The organism is Candidatus Ishikawaella capsulata Mpkobe (genome assembly GCF_000828515.1).
GTDB lineage: Bacteria > Pseudomonadota > Gammaproteobacteria > Enterobacterales > Enterobacteriaceae > Ishikawella > Ishikawella capsulata.
Map to the genome: position 1 here is coordinate 621,866 of NZ_AP010872.1, position 18,671 is coordinate 640,536.

The following is an 18,671-nucleotide window of genomic DNA, read 5'->3' on the forward strand; positions in this document are numbered from 1 at the left end:
GACCATATCTCAGACAGAAGGAACACATTTAAATATTCAATTATTTAATTTTACCTATAATAAAATTATAGGATAGTAGTCCATTAATATGGACAAAGGTCTAATAAATATTGAAGACATTTTTAAATAAATTATCTGATATGTTAGTAAATCGATTACATATTCGTTAGCAAATAATAGTTCCGTAACGGTATAAGGTAACGCTAATGTCAGAGAAATTAATAAAATACTTACGAATTATTAACGGTATGGTATTATGCGAGATAATATGGTTAAACCAGTTAAAATCAGCGAACATATTTATTAATTATATTTATAAAAATATCTAATCAATTACATTCTGGTTGCATTTTTGTTGGCAGTTCAAGATTTTTATTATAATTGATTTGTATTCCTTTTTCTAAGACATGTCGTGCAATGTGGTGAGCTTCCTCTAAAGAATGCATTTTATAACTACCACATTGATATTTATTTAATTCTGGAATAGATTTTTGATCTTTTACATTAAGAACATCTTTCATAGATAATTTCCAAGAAAATAATACCACCTCCTCTTTTGGAAAACCAATTAAGCTCATATAAAATCCAGTACGACAGCCCATGGGAGAAATATCAATAATATCAGCTGTAGATAAATGCTGTCTCATGAAATTAGCAAATAAATGTTCTAAAGTATGGATTCCTTTTTCAGGCATTATTTCTTTATTCGGAACGCAAAAACGTAGATCAAAAACAGTAATGGTATCTCCATGAAAAGTATGCATAATTTTAGCCATTCTGATGGCTGGTGCAGTCATACGGGTATGATCTATTTTAAAGCTATCTAGTAATGGCATTATTTACCTTCTTTTTGCATTATTAGGCACGTTAATTTTTAAATAATCTAGAATACTTAACTTATTAGTAGTATAAAGAATCTAGATAACGTTCAAATTCCATACAATCATTTTTTTCAATTTTATGTTGGCTTTCAATGGACTCTTTTAACTGGCGCAGAAAATCTTGTTGTGAAAGAATTTCCAATGATTCATTTTTTAATAAAGAATAATGATTCTCTGCTAACATCATTGCAGTAGTAAGGAAACCTTCTGTTTTTATCCGATGTAATATGCGAGCAGAATACGTAAGTTCAGGATTTTCAAAGAATTTGATGAATTTATTACAAACATTTTGATACTGCATATCTCCTTCATTAGTATCTAAAATTTTTGCTAAATAATATAAGTCGTTAAAAATTCTTTTACCTATTTCCAGTAATGTGCACTTATCTTTACCACCGTTAAGATCAATTTCTAAATTTGGTTTTCTTCCCTCCAAACTAATCTTATTCCAATTTTTACGATTAGAATGAAGTTCTTCTTTAGTCATTTTAGATTGATTAGTTAAACTACACCAAATGAGGAAAAGATCTAAAAAACGTATTTGATCATAATTTATTCCAATAGTAGAAAATGGATTAATATCTAATGAACGTATTTCAATATATTCAATTCCTTTCTGTAATAACAAGTCTCTTCCTGGATTAGCAGAATTACTAAAGCGTTTAGGGCGAACAGGAACATACAATTCATTTTCAGTTTGAAGAACATTTGCATTCAGCTGTAATAAATGATTGTTTTTATCTCTTATTCCTATTTTCAGATAATCATCGGATGGAGTGTTAATAGCATTATTCAAAGTATCAACGTATTCTTCTAAGGAGTTATAAGTAAAGTCCAAAACATTTTTTTTATTATTATAACCTACATTACTTAGACGTAATGATGTTGCATAAGGTAGCCATAATATTTCTTTTCCATCAGTCTCAAAGCATAAGTTGGTTTTGCGTCCTTCTAAAAAACTGGAATGCATCGCGGGGGAAGCACCAAACAAATATGGTATAATCCAGCCGAAACGGTAATAATTGCGAATTAAAGTTAAATAACCAGATGATATATCCTCTGTAGTTATATTTGTTTTACCCAGAGACTTTTGCCAAAAAGCAATAGGTAAAGAAAAATTATAATGAACCCCAGCAATAATTTGCATCATAGCTCCGTAGCGATTTTTTAATCCTCTACGATACAAAGTTTTCATTCTGCCAATATTGGATTTTCCATACTCGGCTAATTTAATTTTGTTAGGATCATTAATTATGCAAGGCATACTAAAAGGCCACATTCTTTCTTGTGTTAATTCTTGTGCCACATAACGATGAAGATCTGATAAAAATCTTACTAGATAATTGATATCATCAATATCATCTCTAGGTGTAACTAATTCAAGTAAAGCTTCTGCAAAATCTGTGGTAATCCATTGATGTGTGAGAGCAGAACCCAATGAAGTAGGATGGGAAGTATCTGTTAAAGATCCATCCTGTTTAACACGTAGAGTTTCACGTTCAATTCCACGACAAATACCTTTAAGAGTACCTGGATATTTTTTTAACTCTACCAATGTTTTAGATAGATCAGGAATCACTTTAACCTCCTCCTGCAAGATGACTAGTAGTTATAGCATACTAAATATGCTCTTTTACTGTAGATTATTCAATAATATTTGATACAGAATTTTTCTAAAAAATTTTTATTTACTTTAAATATTGCACATACTGAAAAGAAACCTACAGACTTTTATCATATACATGATTTTAATCAAATATATTTTGGAGAAAATAAGTATTTTTCTTATGTTAATTCAATCTTTAATAAAAGATGGTGCTGGTGCATCCGGGAGGATTCGAACCTCCGACCGCTCGGTTCGTAGCCGAGTACTCTATCCAACTGAGCTACGGATGCTAGATTAATTTTGGCGGTGAGGAAGGGATTCGAACCCTCGATGCAGCTTTTACTACATACTCCCTTAGCAGGGGAGAGCCTTCAACCTCTCGGCCACCTCACCTCACATCTTGGTAAGATGCATTAATACCACACACACTAAAATATATATTACTTTTCATAGCTTAGAAGTCAAATATTTTTTTAAAAAATTATCTGTAAAAAAAATAACCGGAAAATAGTGCCTTGCTTTGATCATGTTTAGTAGCTAGGCATAAAATTTATTAATAAGTTGTTTGCTGAATTTTTTCTGTCTGAATATGTTGATATATTTCTTCACGGTGTACGGATACTTCTTTAGGAGCATTAATTCCTATACGTACTTGATTACCTTTAATTCCTAGAACCGTCACCGTCACCTCATCGCCAATCATGATGGATTCACCAATTCGACGAGTTAGAATAAGCATTCTCTGCTCCTTAAAAGATTAAAATAACCGGATTGAGGCCTTTTACTGAATTTAGCAGGATTATTTAAATTTTACTCTAAATATATACATATAGTGTTCATATTTATATTTTAGTTGTATATATTACAAACGAGACTTTACCCATCCTTCAATTGTTGCTAAAACTTCCGGTAAAGCGTGAATAACATCACTTTTTGCCTCTGCTATCGTCGAACAGCCACCACCAGTCCCATTAATTTGATGAGCTAACATCTTTACCAACTCACACGCGTTGATATTATCAGTTAAATTTTTACTAACAGCCACCAATAAATGTGTTTTCTTATCTAATATAACTGCTAACACAATTACTCCAGATTGAATTTGATTTTTCAAATTCATTAAAATACGACGCAATATATTTAATTCTATATTCTTGAATAAATTTACTATTAATTTTATATGTTTAAAAGAAATTGCTTTGCTGAGAAGTAACTTAGTCTCTTGCATAATTTGCTGATTTTCTATATTTTTCACCTTTCTTTCTAAAAGAGCGACATAATTGACTAGAGATTGTATTTTATTTTTTAATTTACTTTTATCTACTTTTATCAATTGACATATTTCATATAAATCTTTGTTTGTTAAACGGATTTGGCATAAAGCTTGTTCTCCAGTAACTGCTTCAATACGCCGAATTCCTGCCGCAACACTTGATTCTGCAATTATTTGAAAAAGACCAATATTTCCAGTATAATTTACATGGGTTCCTCCACATAGTTCTGTGGAAAAATCACCTATTTGCAATACACGCACATACTTCTCATATTTATCTATAAATATAGCAATAGCCCCTATTTTTTTAGCTTCATTAATAGTCATCAAATCAGTCTTTATAGCTAAATTATTACGTATTTGATCATTAACAATATTTTCTATTTCATGTATAAGATTAAGTTCAACTGCTTTTGCATGAAAAAAGTCAAATCTTAAATATTTATCAGAGACTAATGAACCCTTTTGACTTACGTGTTTTCCTAAAACTTGACGTAATGCTGCATGTAGCAAATGAGTAGCGGAATGATTCGCAGATATACGATTACGACGAGTCTGATCTATAGAGGCTTCTATTATATTTCCCACACATAAATTACCACATATTAATTTGCCAATATGACCAATAACTTGACCATATTTTTGTGTATCTGTGACAATAAATTTTGTATTTATTCCTTTTAATATCCCTGTATCACCAATTTGGCCACCAGATTCACTATAGAATGGTGTTTCTTCTAAAATAACAATAGCTTCAGTATTATTTTCTATTTGTTCTACTTGTTTTGTATTAACAAATATAGCCTTAACTACAGATCTTATGATATATTTATCATAACCTTTAAATATAGAAGGAGGAATTAAGTAAATATTTGCATTATTAATTTTTTGAGGAAAATTACTTAATGTACGACTGCGATGACGCTGCTTTTGTAACTCGGATTTAAATTCTACATCATCAATTTCTAGTCCCTTTTCGTGGCAGATTTCTTTGATTAATTCAATAGGTAAGCCAAAGGTATCGTACAACAAAAATATTATCTTTCCATTAACTACATTTCCTTCGATTTTTTTAAGTTTTTTATCTAATAATATTAGACCTTTATTTAAAGTTATATTAAATATTTCTTCTTCTATTTTTAATATATTTTCAATATGAGTTTTTTTTATTTGAAGTATTTTACCAGCAATATCCATAACTTCTATTAATGGTTTTACTAATTTCCAAAAAAAAGGTTCTTTTATACCTAATTTATTCCCATGACGTATAGCACGACGAATAATGCGACGCAAAACATAACCACGACCTTCATTAGCAGGTACTACACCATCCGCAATTAAAAACGAACAGGAACGAATGTGATCAGCAATAACACGTAGAGAATTCTGATTTAGATCAGATATTTTCATTATATTAGCAATATATTGCATTAAACTGGTGAATAAATCAATATCATAATTAGAATGCACATTTTGCAATACCGCGGCAATACGCTCTAATCCCATCCCCGTATCTACTGAACATATGGGTAATTTAACCATGCTACCATCAATTTGACGATCAAATTGTATAAAAACAATATTCCATATTTCAACATAACGATTGCCATTTATTTCTGTCCCACCAGGGGGATTACCAGAAAGATGTTTGCCATGATCGTAAAAAATTTCACTGCAGGGACCACAAGGACCGGTATTACCCATTTGCCAAAAATTATCAGAATTGTATAAACTTCCTCCATTATCTCCTATGCGAATGAGTCGCTCCGGACAAATACCAATCTCATTTAACCAAATGTTATAGGATTCATAATCTGTTTCATATACGGTTATCCATAATCGATCTGGTGGAATATTAAACCATTTTTTATTAGTCAATAATTCCCAAGCATAACCAATTGCTTCCTTTTTAAAATAATCACCAAAACTAAAATTACCTAGCATTTCAAAGAAAGTATGGTGACGTGTTGTATAACCTACATTTTCTAAATCATTATGCTTGCCTCCTGCACGTATACAACGTTGTGCTGTAGCAACTTTAGTATAATATTTATTCTTTTTAATAAATAGTTCTTTGAACTGATTCATTCCAGCATTAGTAAATAGTAAGGTCTTATCATTTTGAGGTATAAGTGAACTACTATCTAATATTTGATGTCCTTTACTACAAAAAAAATCAAGAAAGATTTGACGAATTTCAGCGGTACTTCTCTTCATAAATGTCCTGAAAATATTTAAACTAGTTTTGTTCGGAGTTAATATTTATAGTTTAGTTAAGTATTATATGAATACAAAATTCAGGTATCTACTAAATAATATGCGCAAATTAAAGTGTAATAAAATTGATTAACAAAGAAGAAAGAACATATTTGAATATTAAATTATATATCAAAGTTCAAAAGGAAGATTATCCTTTGATATTTCATTTTTTGAATTTTGATTTTTTTCAGTAGCAACACAAGTAGTTTTATTATAAAATAATAAATTACGTAATTGTTGTTCAATTTTATTCGCAATCAAGACATTTTCTTTCAGAAAATTACTGGCGTTAATTTTGCCTTGTCCAATTTTTTCACCATTGTAGCTATACCAGGAACCATATTTTTCAATTAATTTATTTTTAACTCCTACATCTATTAATTCCGCAAAAATATTTATGCCTTTCCCATACATTATTTGAAATTCTGCTTGTTTAAATGGTACTGCAACTTTGTTTTTCACTACTTTTACTCTGGTATCACTACCTATTATATTATCACCTTCTTTAATTGAGCCTATTCGACGAATATCCAAACGTACAGAAGCATAGAATTTTAAAGCATTACCACCAGTAGTGGTTTCGGGATTACCAAATATAACCCCTATTTTCATACGGATTTGATTAATAAAAATTAACAGCGTATTAGATTGTTTGAGATTACCTGATAATTTTCGCATAGCTTGACTCATCATCCTAGCTGCTAATCCCATGTGTGAATCTCCAATTTCACCTTCAATTTCCGCTTTTGGTGTTAATGCAGCTACAGAATCTACAATAATTACATCTACAGCACCAGAACGGGCTAATGCATCACAAATTTCTAGAGCTTGTTCTCCAGTATCTGGTTGAGAACAAAGTAAATCATCGATGTTAACTCCTAATGTTTTGGCATAAATTGGATCTAGAGCATGTTCGGCATCAATAAAAGCACATGTTCTACCTTCGCGTTGAGCCACAGCAATCACTTGTAAGGTTAATGTTGTTTTACCAGAAGATTCTGGACCATAAATTTCCACTATACGACCCATAGGAAGTCCTCCTACTCCAAGTGCTATGTCTAGAGAAAGCGAACCAGTAGAAATAGTTTCGACATCCATTGAACGATCTTCTCCTAGACGCATAATAGATCCTTTTCCAAATTGTTTTTCAATTTGAATTAATGCAGCTGCCAAGGCTTTCTGTTTATTTTCATCAATCACTATATTCGCTCCTAGATAATATGAGTACAGCTTACATTTTTATGATTGCTTTTTATATATTTTGCATAATGGCAAAAAAATACCTTTTTTAACTTTATTAAAAAATTTCTTATTTACTTACTAATTATTCTAATAAACTATATTTACATTTTTAAATGCCGAGCAACAAGAATGATTTTTTGTCTAAAAAAGAGTTAATAACTTTTATTATTAATATATTGGTCTTTTCTCGAAGGAGAAACATGGGATATTTATAGAATACATACTTAGACAGTTTATCATAATTTTACTAATTTATATAGCTATTCTTAATGTCATTTGTATGACAATTTTGCCATATATCAATATCAATGCATTCGTTAGTCCTTTGGATAAGGCCCTATACATTTATGATATTATTAACTTATTCAAAAATAGTAATAAGCGTATTAAAATAAATTACATAATAACTTATTAATAAAGTTTAATTATTTTAAAGTCTATTAATAATAGAATGTTATGTTATTCAAAAGCTCTACTTTAAATATGTAATTTTTAAAATTTTTCTAGTAAGGTAAATAACAAATGGCTAACTACCTTTTCACATCAGAATCTGTATCGGAAGGACATCCAGATAAAATAGCAGATCAAATAGCTGATGCTGTACTCGATGCTATTTTAGAACAAGATATTACAGCGCACGTAGCTTGCGAAACTTATGTAAAAACTGGTATGATTTTAGTTGGTGGCGAAATTACTACTAGTGCTTGGATAGATATAGAAGAGATTGCTCGTAATACTGTTAGAGACATTGGTTATATACATTCAGATATGGGATTTGATAGTAATTCATGCGCAGTATTAAGTAATATAGGTAAACAATCACCTGACATTAATCAAGGAGTTAATAGAGTAAATAAATTAGAACAAGGTGCAGGAGATCAAGGTTTAATGTTTGGTTATGCTACAAATGAAACCGAGGTTTTCATGCCGGCTCCAATTACTTATGCTCATCGCTTAGTACAACGTCAATCTGAAGTTCGAAAAAATGGTACATTACCTTGGTTACGTCCCGATGCAAAAAGTCAAGTTACTTTTAAATATGACAATCATAATATTATAGGAATTGATGCAGTTGTTCTTTCTACTCAACATTCAGAACACATATCATTCAAAGAACTACAAGAAGCAGTAATGGAAACTATTATTAAACCAGTTTTACCAAAAATGTGGTTAAATAACGATACTAAATACTTCATTAATCCAACCGGTCGTTTTGTGATTGGTGGTCCTATGGGTGACTGTGGTATTACTGGTCGTAAAATAATGGTAGATACATATGGTGGAATGGCTCGTCATGGAGGCGGATCTTTTTCGGGTAAAGATCCTTCTAAAGTAGACAGATCTGCTGCTTATGCTGCTCGTTATATAGCAAAGAACATTGTAGCTGCAGGACTTGCTGAACGTTGTGAAATTCAAATTTCTTATGCCATTGGTATAGCACAACCAACATCACTCATGATAGAAACTTTTGGTACTGAAAAAATATCTACCAAAAAATTGAATTTACTGATTCGGCAACATTTTGATCTAAGACCTTACGGAATAATTAAAATGTTAGATTTACTACAGCCTATATACTTTAAGACTGCGACATATGGTCATTTTGGGAGAGAAATTTTTCCATGGGAAAAACTCAATAAGATCAAAGAACTGCGTTATTCTGCTGGTGTATAATATCAGTCACTATATAACTCTTCAATAAAATTGCTTTTTCATCAAAAAAAGTTTGAATATTTTGATAATTTATTATTTTCAGCAAATTAATAGTTATTATATAAATAAAATAATTTCCTTGAAATATGTATGTACATGCATTTGGTGGATTATATTTATTTACTAATAGCATTATTAGTTGCGGAGGCAAAATGCTTGATAATATGTATCAAAATGTAATATCAAATAAATTATTTAGTTTTTTTGTATGTTTTTTAGCTGCTCTTGCAGGATTATTATTTGGTTTAGATATAGGAGTTATAGCTGGGGCTTTACCATTCATAACTACAGAATTTCATGTTACAATACATCAACAAGAATGGATAGTTAGCTCTATGATGTTAGGTGCTGCTATTGGAGCGATAAGTAATGGATGGATGTCTAAATTTCTAGGGCGGAAAAACAGTTTAATAGCCGGTGCATTATTGTTTGTTAGTGGATCAATTTTTTGTGCACAATCTACTACTCCACAAATGTTGATTGTGTCCCGTTTAATAGTTGGTTTAGCAGTAGGTATCGCATCTTATACTACTCCACTGTATTTATCTGAAATAGCTTCAGAAAATATTCGCGGTAGTATGATTTCACTTTATCAATTAATGATTACTATCGGTATTCTTGTGGCATATATTTCTGATACAGCTTTTAGCGTGAATGGTAATTGGCGTTACATGTTGGGTATTATTACTATACCTGCTTTAATATTGTTGATTAGTGTTTGTTTCTTGCCTAAAAGTCCGAGATGGTTAGCAGCTAAAGGATATTTTGATGATGCAAAGCGCATACTAGATAGATTACGTGAGAGTACTGATCAAGCCAAAAATGAATTAACAGAAATTCGTGAAAGCTTAAAATTAAAACAATCTGGATGGATGTTATTTAAGAGTAACTGTAATTTTCGTAGAGCAGTTTTATTAGGGATGTTATTGCAAATAATGCAACAATTTACTGGTATGAATATAATAATGTACTATTCACCTAAATTATTTGAAATAGCTGGCTTTGCTACTGTAACACAAAAAATGATAGGTACTATAATAGTAGGCGTGGTGAACGTATTTGCCACATTTATAGCTATTGGTGTAGTAGATCGTTTGGGACGTCGACCGCTGTTAATGTTAGGTTTTCTAATAATGTCAATTGCTATGTTTGCATTGGCTACGATTTTACATATAGGAGTTCATACAACATTAGATAAATATTTGGCGGTCGCTATGTTGCTAATATTTATAGGAGGGTTTGGAATGAGTGCTGGTCCTTTAATTTGGGTATTATGTTCAGAAATTCAGCCATTAAAAGGACGTGATTTTGGCCTTACAGTTTCTACTTCTACTAACTGGATTGCTAATTTAGTAGTAGGAGGCTCTTTTTTAACACTCTTAAACAAATTAGGTAATGCTAATACTTTTTGGTTATATTCGATATTGAATTTAATTTTCGTATTATTAACATTATTACTCATACCAGAAACTAGCAATATTTCATTAGAACATATTGAACGTAATTTAATGTCAGGTAATAAATTAAGAGATATTGGCTCAAGGAAATAACTTCTATATAATAAATGGCGATAAATTGGGCTCGCCATTTATTGTTCAATATAGTAATTATATTTTTATTAATTGTCATTTTGCAGAATATTACAATAAAATCAACAACTTTTAGTATATTAATATGTATTTTAAATAAAATTTTTTAAATCTATTTAAATGCTATCATTTTAGCAATAATATATGATATTATTAGTTTATCTAAATATGTTTAAAAAATTTCATTTCATTACACAGTAGCAACATCAACATTTAAAAAATTTGTATATAAAATTATCTCTTCGTAATAAGAAAAATAACTTCTGTTTTTATATTATATCGGGTATTATTAATATTAAATATCCTAATTAAGTGAATAATAATGATTAAACTCGGCATAGTAATGGATCCTATTCGATCTATTAATATTAAAAAAGATACTAGTTTTGCGATGTTATTAGAAGCACAAAAACGTGGTTATGAAATTCACTACATGGAACTACATGATCTTTTTTTACGTAATGGTATTGCTTGTGCACAGACATATATACTAAATGTTAAAGAAAACTACAATGAATGGTTTTCTTTTGGTAACGTACAGGAAATACAATTACATGAATTAAATATCATACTAATGCGTAAAGATCCTCCTTTTAATACAGAATTTATTTATGCTACTTATATCCTTGAACATGCTGAAAAATTAGGAACTTTAGTTGTTAATAGGCCATGTAGTTTGAGAGATTGTAATGAAAAAATCTATGCTACATGTTTTCCAAAACTAATCCCAGATAGTTTGGTGACCAGTAATAAAAATAGGCTAAAATCTTTTTGGCAAAAACATGGTGATATTATAATAAAACCACTAGATAGCATGGGAGGTACCTCAGTATTTCGTATCCAAGCAGACGATCCAAATGTTTCTGTTATCATTGAAGTGATGACAAATAATGGTAGTTCATATTGTATGGCACAAAATTATTTGCCAGCTATAAAAGATGGAGATAAACGTTTATTGATTATTGATGGTCAACCTGTTCCATATTGTCTTGCTCGTATACCCTTATTAAAAGAAACACGTGCTAATCTTGCCGCTGGAGGGCATGGGGAAGTGCGTGTCATTACCAAAAGTGACTTAAATATAGCACTTCAGTTAGCTCCTATTCTAAAAGAAAAAGGCTTAATTTTTGTTGGCTTAGATATCATTGGAGATAAAGTTACAGAAATCAATATTACCAGTCCAACTGGTGTGCGGGAAATTGAAGCTGCTTATCCAATTTCTATTACTAGTATGTTAATGAATTGCCTAGAAAAACGTATACACTCATTTTAGCAGTATTTAGCATTGTGGAGACTAACCCAGTGATTATTGGGGTATTATATGAGTATGAATTTAAAGCATCATTTTCTAATCGCGATGCCAGCATTACAGGATCCTTTTTTTAGACGCTCAGTAATTTATATATGTGAACATAGTCCAGAAGGGGCGATGGGCATTATCGTTAATAAACCATTGGAAACCTTGACAGTAAAAAATTTTTTACAAAAACTTAAAATAAAATCCATAAGCAATAAAGCAAAATTACGCAAAAATAATTTTGTTGATAGATTGGAGAAAATAGTATTTGTTGGTGGACCGTTAGCGGCTGATCGAGGTTTTATTTTACATTCTGCTCAATCTTCTATATATGCTTCTAGCATTTACATTTCAGAGAATACTGTAATAACTACATCACGAGATGTATTAGAAACTATTGGTACTATAAAACAACCAGAAAATTTATTAGTAGCATTAGGATATTGTGCGTGGAAAAAAAATCAACTAGAAAATGAAATATTAGAGAATATATGGTTAACTACTCCTGCTACTAATAATTTGATTTTTGAAACTCCTATTGCTAATAGATGGTATGAAGCAGCGAAAACTATCGGAGTTAATATATACACTATTAACTGTAATGTAGGACACGCATAATGTTAGTAAAAACTATACTGGCTTTTGATTTCGGAACTAAAAGTATAGGTGTGGCTATAGGTCAACAATTAACGAAAACAGCGTATGCCCTAAATGCGTTAATAGCAAAAAATGGCGTAGCCAATATCAACGAAGTTGCCGAATTAATGAGTAATTGGCAACCTAATTTGCTAGTAGTTGGATTACCGCTAAATATGGATGGTACTAAACAACCCATCACTAATAAAGCTCAAATTTTTGCGAATTACTTAAGAAATTATTTTAATATACCAGTTGAAATGCAAGATGAACGTTTAAGTACAATAGAAGCATATGCAACATTGTTTGAAAAAAGTGGCTATAGAGGACTTAATAAACAAAAAGTAGACTCACAGGCCGCAGTAATTATTTTACAAGATTGGTTTAATGAAAATTAAACCAATTTAATAAATTGACGTATTTTTTTATACGTACAGAATAAATATATGTTATATTAATTCAGTAGTTATATCAATTTTTATATCTTATCAAGATGATATCAATAAAAGAAAACTTGAATGAAGTACGTAATCAAATTATGTTACATGCTATAAAATATCAGCGTCATCCAAAGGATATTAAATTACTTGCTGTAAGTAAAAATAAATCTATAAGTGAGATAAAAGAAGCAATAAAATTTGGACAAAGATTTTTTGGTGAAAATTATGTACAGGAAGCTATAAAAAAAATTCAGCAATTAAACAATTTTTTATCTGTAGAATGGCATTTTATAGGTACAGTACAATCAAATAAAAGTAGGCTAGTGGCAGAAAATTTTACTTGGTGTCATACCATTAATTCTTTAAAAATTGCTCAACGTTTAAATGATCAACGTCCTACATACTTACCTCCACTTAACGTATTAATACAAATAAATATAAGTGGTGAAGATAGTAAATCTGGTGTTGATTTGAACATACTACCAACATTAGCTAAAGTTATAAATAATAATCTTCCTTACCTTAAACTACGTGGTTTAATGACTATTCCAGCTCGTGAAAAGGACTACAAGCTACAATTTTCTATTTATCAGAAAATGTCAAAAATATTTCATTCTATGAAACTACAATATCCTGATATAGATACTCTTTCTTTAGGAATGAGTGATGATATGGCAGCAGCAATTGCTGCTGGAAGCACTCTATTACGTATAGGTACTGCTATTTTTGGTAGTAGAGATAAGTAAAATTGTTTATGAGAATTATCGCTCAATAAGATTTTTTCTGATGTATCTCAACTTTATTTGATATAACTTGATTTAAAATCATTAGTTATTTTTTTAGAAAAACTGCAATTATTAAAAAATAAAAAATTCTTTCCAATCATGATTAATAATAACTTTAACAAAATATTTCACAATATTAGAATTTAGATTCAAGAATTGAGTTTTTGGATTTTTATAGCAGATAATTAGAATTTTCATTCTAAGTTTTAGAATCCTGTTGTTGAGATGATATCTATTAATAAAATCATCTGGTAATTTTAAAATTTACAACTTAATACCTGTATAGAAACGATCATTTATAGATTTAATTAATACAATGCCTAATGAAAATTTACCACCATTAAGTTTATATATTCATATTCCTTGGTGTGTGAAAAAATGTCCTTATTGTGATTTTAATTCTTATGCTTCAGATAAAACAATACCTCATTTTGAATATGTAAAACACCTTCTGGATGATTTACAAGAAAATTTGCCATTAATAGTACCGCGAGAAATCAATACTATTTTTATAGGTGGAGGCACGCCGACTTTGCTTCATAGTAAAGCGATAAATATTTTAATAAATCATATAAAAATACTATTACCTATTTCTAATAATGCTGAAATTACTATAGAAGCTAATCCAGAAACAATATATAGTAATCAATTTAAATATTATCAACAAGCTGGTATAAATCGTATTTCACTGGGTGTACAAACTTTTAAACAGAAACATTTAGAATTATTATGTCGAAATCATGGCATAAAAGAAATTCAATATGCTATTAAAGCAATAAAATTACTAAAATTACGTAGTTTTAATATTGATCTTATGTATGGGTTTACTGAACAATGTCTGAAAGAAGCATTAGATGATCTCAATCAAGCCATTAAGTATAATATTCCACATATTTCTTGGTATCAGTTAACTATTGAACCAAATACATTATTTTACTCATGTCCACCAAAATTGCCTGATGAAGATATAATTTGGGATATTTTTGTACATGGGCATAAATTACTAGAATCATCAGGATATTATCAATATGAAGTATCTGCATATTCTAAGTTAGGTTATTATTGTCTCCATAATCTTAATTATTGGCGCTTTGGAGACTATATAGGAATCGGTTGTGGAGCACATGGTAAATTAACTCAGTTAGATGGACGTATTATACGCACTATTAAAACAAATCATCCTCGTATTTTTATGAAAGGTATATATTTAAATAAAATCTGGAAAGTCAATGAATCAGAAATACCTTTTGAATATTTCCTAAATCGTTTTCGCCTTATAGAACCTATTCCACGTAAAGAATTTACGGACTATACTGGTATATCCGAAGATTTTATAAGACCGCAGATAATTCAAGCTATTTCTGAAGGTTATATCACAGAGAATAATAAAAATTGGCAAACTACAGAAAAAGGTAAGTTATTTCTTAATTCTTTATTACAAATATTTATCAATAATAATTAATAGAAACAACGTGTTTTTTATATATGAATAAAATATATTTTACACTTTCAGGAATTTAATATCCCAGATCTCCTGTCCCATTATATGCGCACGTTGTTCAAATTTCGTTAAAATTCTGTTTGAAGGCCGAGTTACAGCAGAATAAACAGATTGTTTTTTATATCCTCTTATGCCATTTAGGATATTTAAAATGTGTTCTGCATAGTTTTTAGAATCGGTTACTATATGAAAAAACCCTCCTATCTTTAGTTTTCTTAGTATTAATTCCGCAAAGGGAATTTGAACAATCCTTCTTTTGTTATGACGTTTTTTTTCCCATGTATCAGGAAAAAAAAGTTGTACTGTAAATAATGAACTATCAGGTATCATATATTCTAATACTTCAACGGCATTATGATGTATTAAGCGTAAATTTGTAATTTTTTCTCTCGTTGCTAAATTAATACAACTGCTAATACCAGGTATATATACTTCTATACCTAAAAAATTTTGAGAAAAATTTAATTTAGTCATCTCAACTAATGAATCACCTCGGCCAAATCCAATTTCCATTACAACTGGAGCATCATTGCCAAATAATGAAACCATATTAATAGTATCGTAACTGAAATTTACTAGTAAATTTGACTTATTTTCAATAATATGTTTTTTATGTTTTGTCAATCGTCTTTGACGTAATACAAAACTACGTATATAGAAAAATTGAGTAGTATTTTTGTTATATTTGTTTTGACATATATTAATCATTACTGTTAAACCTCTTTAGTTAATAGTAATTTAAAATTATAACTTTATAAAGATTATATTTGTATACTCAGTTTTTAACAAATTATCTGATATAACTATATAGTTATATATATTCCTTATTGCATAAAAAGAATATATATGGTTTATAGTTACTCAACAAATTAATTTATAATAGGTTCGTTCATGGCACGCAAAATATTTTGTACTTATTTACAACGTGAGACTGAAGGTATGGAGAGTCAAGTATATCCAGGTAAGATAGGTAGAATTATCTATAATGATATTTCTAAAGAAGCTTGGAAAGAGTGGATAATAAAGCAAACTAAGATAATAAATGAGAAAAAACTTAATCTGATTAACCCAGAAGATCGCTTTTTTTTAGAAAATGAAATGATAAATTTTCTTTCTATCAAGAATAAATGTCTTTAGTTCAATCAGAAAGAAAAGTTTCATAAACTGAAACTTTTCTTAATTTTTTGAATACAAACTGTAAGTCATCGTAAAATAAATATACTTATTAATTTATTTTTTGAGTATTATGAATAATACGATCGGATCGTATCCGATTGTTCATTCATATTATACTAAAATTTTTAATTACTTACTACAAATACAATTATGCGGCTATAAGCAGCACCCACTTGCAGTTATTAAATATAAATTAATATTTACTGTTCATAAGAATGGATTCTAGTGCAATATTTACCATATCATTAAATAATGTTTGACGCTCTAACGGAGGAGTCAATTCTCCAGTATGAATGTGATCAGAAACAGTACAAATACTTAAAGCCTTTGCACCTAATTCAGCAGCAACAGCATAAATACCTGCAGTTTCCATTTCAACTCCTAAAATTCCATATTTTTCTAAAGTGTTTATTAGTTGCTTATCAGCTGAATAAAAAAGATCTGTAGAAAAAAGATTGCCAATATGAACTTTAATAGAAAGTTTATTAGCTGCGACTACCGCATTATGCAACATTCCAAAATCAGCAATAGCAGCGTAATCATGATTATGGAAACGTATGCGATTTACTTTAGAATCAGTACAAGCTCCCATTCCAATTATCACATCGCGTAACTTGATATCCTTTCTTACTGAACCGCAAGATCCTATGCGAATAATTTTTTTTACTCCATAATCAGTAATTATTTCTTTAGTATATATTGAAGATGAAGGAATTCCTATTCCATGCCCCATAACAGAAATTTTTAATCCTTTATAAAAACCAGTATAAGCAAGCATTCCACGTATATTGCTAATCTCCAAAGATTTAGCTAAAAAATTATCAGCTATATGTTTAGCTCGTAATGGATCTCCAGGCATAAGAACTATCTCAGAAAAATCTCCTGGTTTAGCATTAATATGTGTAGTTGCCATTTGTATTTTCCTAATGTAAATATATTAATTGGATGTATTATAGTACAATAAAATTAAAAGATATTTTTGCCATATTTCATAGGTGAAATATTAAAATAAGACGCTAGTGTTTGTCCTATGTCAGCAAAAGTAGTTCTATAGCCTATACAGATAGGATCAATTTTATGACCATAAATTAAAATTGGAATATGTTCTCTCGTATGATCGGTTCCGATCCAACTTGGATCACATCCATGATCTGCTGTGATAATAAGAATATCATTCTCTTCCATAATAGAAATAATTTCAGGTAAACGGCGATCGAATAATTCAAGACCTTTGGCATATCCTGCAATATTTCTACGATGACCCCACATTGAATCGAAATCAACAAAATTTGTAATTACAATTAAATTATTTTTTTTATTATCTATGATAGCTGTAATAGTAGCCTCAAATAGTTCATTAATTCCATTAGCGGTAATTTTTTTTGTGATACCCTGCCGACAATAAATATCAGCTATTTTACCAATTGCAATTACTTCCCCAGATTTTTCATCAACTAATTTTTTAAATATAGTAGAAGAGGGAGGACTCATACTTAGGTCAAGACGATTTCCTGTACGTTCAAAAGAACCTATAGTAGTGCCAATAAAAGGCCTAGCTATTACACGACTAATATTGTATCCAGTTTGCGTTAATTCTTTACGAATAATTTCACATAATTTATATATTTTATGTAATCCAAAGAATTTTTCATGACATGCAACTTGAAAAACTGAATCAGCAGAAGTATAGAAGATAGGTTTTCCAGTGTTTAAATGGATTTCACCTAACTCATTAATAATATCTGTACCTGAAGCGTGACAATTTCCAAGATAACCGGGTAAATTAGCTATTTGAACTATGTTATTTAATAAATCTTCAGGAAAACTATTATATTTAGATTCAAAATAGTCCCAGTTGAATAACACTGGAACTCCAGCAATTTCCCAATGTCCTGTAGTAGTATCTTTACCAGATGAAATTTCACTGGCATAACCATAAGCACCTATACTAGGTATTAGTATATCTAGGCCAAGAGGTATACGATCTGTAGAAAGATTAGCGGCTTTTGCTAATCCAAGAGAAGTTAAATTTGGAATATATAATAGACCTTTGCGATTTATATTAGCTTTACCTTTAAAGCACGCTTCAGCAATATGACCCAACGTATCAGCACCATCATCACCAAATTTATAAGCATCTTTGCTAGCACCAATTCCCAAAGAATCAAGTATTAAAATAAATGCACGTTTCATTAAAAATATTTTCTTATTTGTAAATACTCTATGTTATACATTTAATAGATTATTAAAAGTAATAATTAAGCTTAAATTAA

The 18,671-nt window shown here is 29.8% G+C and carries 16 protein-coding genes and 2 tRNA genes; 8 read left to right on the forward strand and 10 right to left on the reverse strand.

Annotated elements, in window-relative coordinates:
* Positions 1 to 329: 329 nt before the first annotated feature.
* The 7 genes from luxS to recA form a co-directional block, all read right to left on the reverse strand.
* Positions 330 to 836 carry an S-ribosylhomocysteine lyase gene (gene luxS / locus ICMP_RS02715; RefSeq protein WP_041069723.1) on the reverse strand — a complete coding sequence of 169 codons (507 nt, stop codon included), beginning with the start codon at positions 834 to 836 and terminating at the stop codon, positions 330 to 332.
* 64 nt (positions 837 to 900) lie between these two features.
* Positions 901 to 2,460, reverse strand: a complete 1,560-nt coding sequence (gene gshA / locus ICMP_RS02720) for a glutamate--cysteine ligase (protein WP_052456839.1) — start codon at positions 2,458 to 2,460, stop codon at positions 901 to 903.
* A 240-nt stretch (positions 2,461 to 2,700) separates the two neighbouring features.
* Positions 2,701 to 2,777 (reverse strand) — tRNA-Arg (locus ICMP_RS02725).
* Between the two features lie 11 nt (positions 2,778 to 2,788).
* A tRNA-Ser gene (locus tag ICMP_RS02730) sits at positions 2,789 to 2,880 on the reverse strand.
* A gap of 160 nt (positions 2,881 to 3,040) precedes the next feature.
* Positions 3,041 to 3,226 carry a carbon storage regulator CsrA gene (csrA, locus tag ICMP_RS02735; protein WP_041069729.1) on the reverse strand — a complete coding sequence of 62 codons (186 nt, stop codon included), beginning with the start codon at positions 3,224 to 3,226 and terminating at the stop codon, positions 3,041 to 3,043.
* A gap of 123 nt (positions 3,227 to 3,349) precedes the next feature.
* Positions 3,350 to 5,977, reverse strand: coding sequence for an alanine--tRNA ligase (alaS, locus tag ICMP_RS02740; RefSeq protein WP_041069732.1), 2,628 nt, complete (start codon positions 5,975 to 5,977; stop codon positions 3,350 to 3,352).
* A gap of 171 nt (positions 5,978 to 6,148) precedes the next feature.
* Positions 6,149 to 7,222 (reverse strand): recombinase RecA, encoded by a 1,074-nt coding sequence (gene recA, locus ICMP_RS02745; protein WP_041069735.1) that lies wholly within the window; start codon positions 7,220 to 7,222, stop codon positions 6,149 to 6,151.
* Positions 7,223 to 7,783: 561 nt separating this feature from the next.
* Here recA and metK point away from each other — a divergent pair.
* The 7 genes from metK to hemW all read left to right on the forward strand — a co-directional run bounded on the left by metK (position 7,784) and on the right by hemW (position 15,183).
* Positions 7,784 to 8,935: a methionine adenosyltransferase gene (gene metK / locus ICMP_RS02750; RefSeq protein WP_041069738.1), complete on the forward strand. Its 1,152-nt coding sequence runs from the start codon at positions 7,784 to 7,786 to the stop codon at positions 8,933 to 8,935.
* 191 nt (positions 8,936 to 9,126) lie between these two features.
* Positions 9,127 to 10,524: a sugar porter family MFS transporter gene (locus ICMP_RS02755; RefSeq protein ID WP_041070186.1), complete on the forward strand. Its 1,398-nt coding sequence runs from the start codon at positions 9,127 to 9,129 to the stop codon at positions 10,522 to 10,524.
* A gap of 361 nt (positions 10,525 to 10,885) precedes the next feature.
* Complete coding sequence (gene gshB, locus ICMP_RS02760; protein ID WP_041069741.1) at positions 10,886 to 11,836, forward strand: glutathione synthase; 951 nt, start codon at positions 10,886 to 10,888, stop codon at positions 11,834 to 11,836.
* 54 nt (positions 11,837 to 11,890) lie between these two features.
* Positions 11,891 to 12,478 (forward strand): YqgE/AlgH family protein, encoded by a 588-nt coding sequence (locus ICMP_RS02765; protein WP_041070188.1) that lies wholly within the window; start codon positions 11,891 to 11,893, stop codon positions 12,476 to 12,478.
* A complete protein-coding gene (gene ruvX, locus ICMP_RS02770) occupies positions 12,478 to 12,894 on the forward strand; it encodes a Holliday junction resolvase RuvX (RefSeq protein ID WP_041069744.1) in 417 nt (138 codons plus the stop codon). The genes ICMP_RS02765 and ruvX overlap by 1 nt, the downstream gene beginning before the upstream one ends.
* A 95-nt stretch (positions 12,895 to 12,989) precedes the next feature.
* Positions 12,990 to 13,682, forward strand: a complete 693-nt coding sequence (locus tag ICMP_RS02775) for a YggS family pyridoxal phosphate-dependent enzyme (RefSeq protein WP_041069747.1) — start codon at positions 12,990 to 12,992, stop codon at positions 13,680 to 13,682.
* Positions 13,683 to 14,037: 355 nt separating this feature from the next.
* Entirely contained in the window at positions 14,038 to 15,183 is a 1,146-nt protein-coding gene (gene hemW, locus ICMP_RS02780) for a radical SAM family heme chaperone HemW (protein ID WP_041069750.1), read from the forward strand.
* Positions 15,184 to 15,222: 39 nt separating this feature from the next.
* On the opposite strand, the gene trmB is transcribed toward hemW, so the two are convergent.
* Positions 15,223 to 15,930, reverse strand: coding sequence for a tRNA (guanosine(46)-N7)-methyltransferase TrmB (gene trmB / locus ICMP_RS02785; RefSeq protein ID WP_041069753.1), 708 nt, complete (start codon positions 15,928 to 15,930; stop codon positions 15,223 to 15,225).
* Between the two features lie 183 nt (positions 15,931 to 16,113).
* Between trmB and ICMP_RS02790 the strand changes: the two genes are divergently transcribed.
* Complete coding sequence (locus ICMP_RS02790; protein WP_041069755.1) at positions 16,114 to 16,359, forward strand: oxidative damage protection protein; 246 nt, start codon at positions 16,114 to 16,116, stop codon at positions 16,357 to 16,359.
* A 232-nt stretch (positions 16,360 to 16,591) separates the two neighbouring features.
* Here the strand turns inward: ICMP_RS02790 and deoD are convergent, their stop codons facing one another.
* Both deoD and ICMP_RS02800 read right to left on the reverse strand, forming a co-directional pair.
* Positions 16,592 to 17,311 carry a purine-nucleoside phosphorylase gene (gene deoD / locus ICMP_RS02795; protein ID WP_041069758.1) on the reverse strand — a complete coding sequence of 240 codons (720 nt, stop codon included), beginning with the start codon at positions 17,309 to 17,311 and terminating at the stop codon, positions 16,592 to 16,594.
* A 53-nt stretch (positions 17,312 to 17,364) separates the two neighbouring features.
* A complete protein-coding gene (locus tag ICMP_RS02800; protein ID WP_041069761.1) occupies positions 17,365 to 18,591 on the reverse strand; it encodes a phosphopentomutase in 1,227 nt (408 codons plus the stop codon).
* Positions 18,592 to 18,671: the final 80 nt, after the last annotated feature.

Excerpts from the sequence above, each read along its gene's own strand:
- trmB (WP_041069753.1), bottom strand. The coding sequence starts at position 15,930 with ATGATTAATATATGTCAAAACAAATATAACAAAAATACTACTCAATTT.
- gshB (WP_041069741.1), top strand. The coding sequence starts at position 10,886 with ATGATTAAACTCGGCATAGTAATGGATCCTATTCGATCTATTAATATT.
- ICMP_RS02790 (WP_041069755.1), top strand. The coding sequence starts at position 16,114 with ATGGCACGCAAAATATTTTGTACTTATTTACAACGTGAGACTGAAGGT.
- ICMP_RS02775 (WP_041069747.1), top strand. The coding sequence starts at position 12,990 with ATGATATCAATAAAAGAAAACTTGAATGAAGTACGTAATCAAATTATG.
- ruvX (WP_041069744.1), top strand. The coding sequence starts at position 12,478 with ATGTTAGTAAAAACTATACTGGCTTTTGATTTCGGAACTAAAAGTATA.
- csrA (WP_041069729.1), bottom strand. The coding sequence starts at position 3,226 with ATGCTTATTCTAACTCGTCGAATTGGTGAATCCATCATGATTGGCGAT.
- metK (WP_041069738.1), top strand. The coding sequence starts at position 7,784 with ATGGCTAACTACCTTTTCACATCAGAATCTGTATCGGAAGGACATCCA.
- ICMP_RS02800 (WP_041069761.1), bottom strand. The coding sequence starts at position 18,591 with ATGAAACGTGCATTTATTTTAATACTTGATTCTTTGGGAATTGGTGCT.
- deoD (WP_041069758.1), bottom strand. The coding sequence starts at position 17,311 with ATGGCAACTACACATATTAATGCTAAACCAGGAGATTTTTCTGAGATA.
- luxS (WP_041069723.1), bottom strand. The coding sequence starts at position 836 with ATGCCATTACTAGATAGCTTTAAAATAGATCATACCCGTATGACTGCA.
- hemW (WP_041069750.1), top strand. The coding sequence starts at position 14,038 with ATGCCTAATGAAAATTTACCACCATTAAGTTTATATATTCATATTCCT.
- ICMP_RS02755 (WP_041070186.1), top strand. The coding sequence starts at position 9,127 with ATGCTTGATAATATGTATCAAAATGTAATATCAAATAAATTATTTAGT.
- ICMP_RS02765 (WP_041070188.1), top strand. The coding sequence starts at position 11,891 with ATGAATTTAAAGCATCATTTTCTAATCGCGATGCCAGCATTACAGGAT.
- alaS (WP_041069732.1), bottom strand. The coding sequence starts at position 5,977 with ATGAAGAGAAGTACCGCTGAAATTCGTCAAATCTTTCTTGATTTTTTT.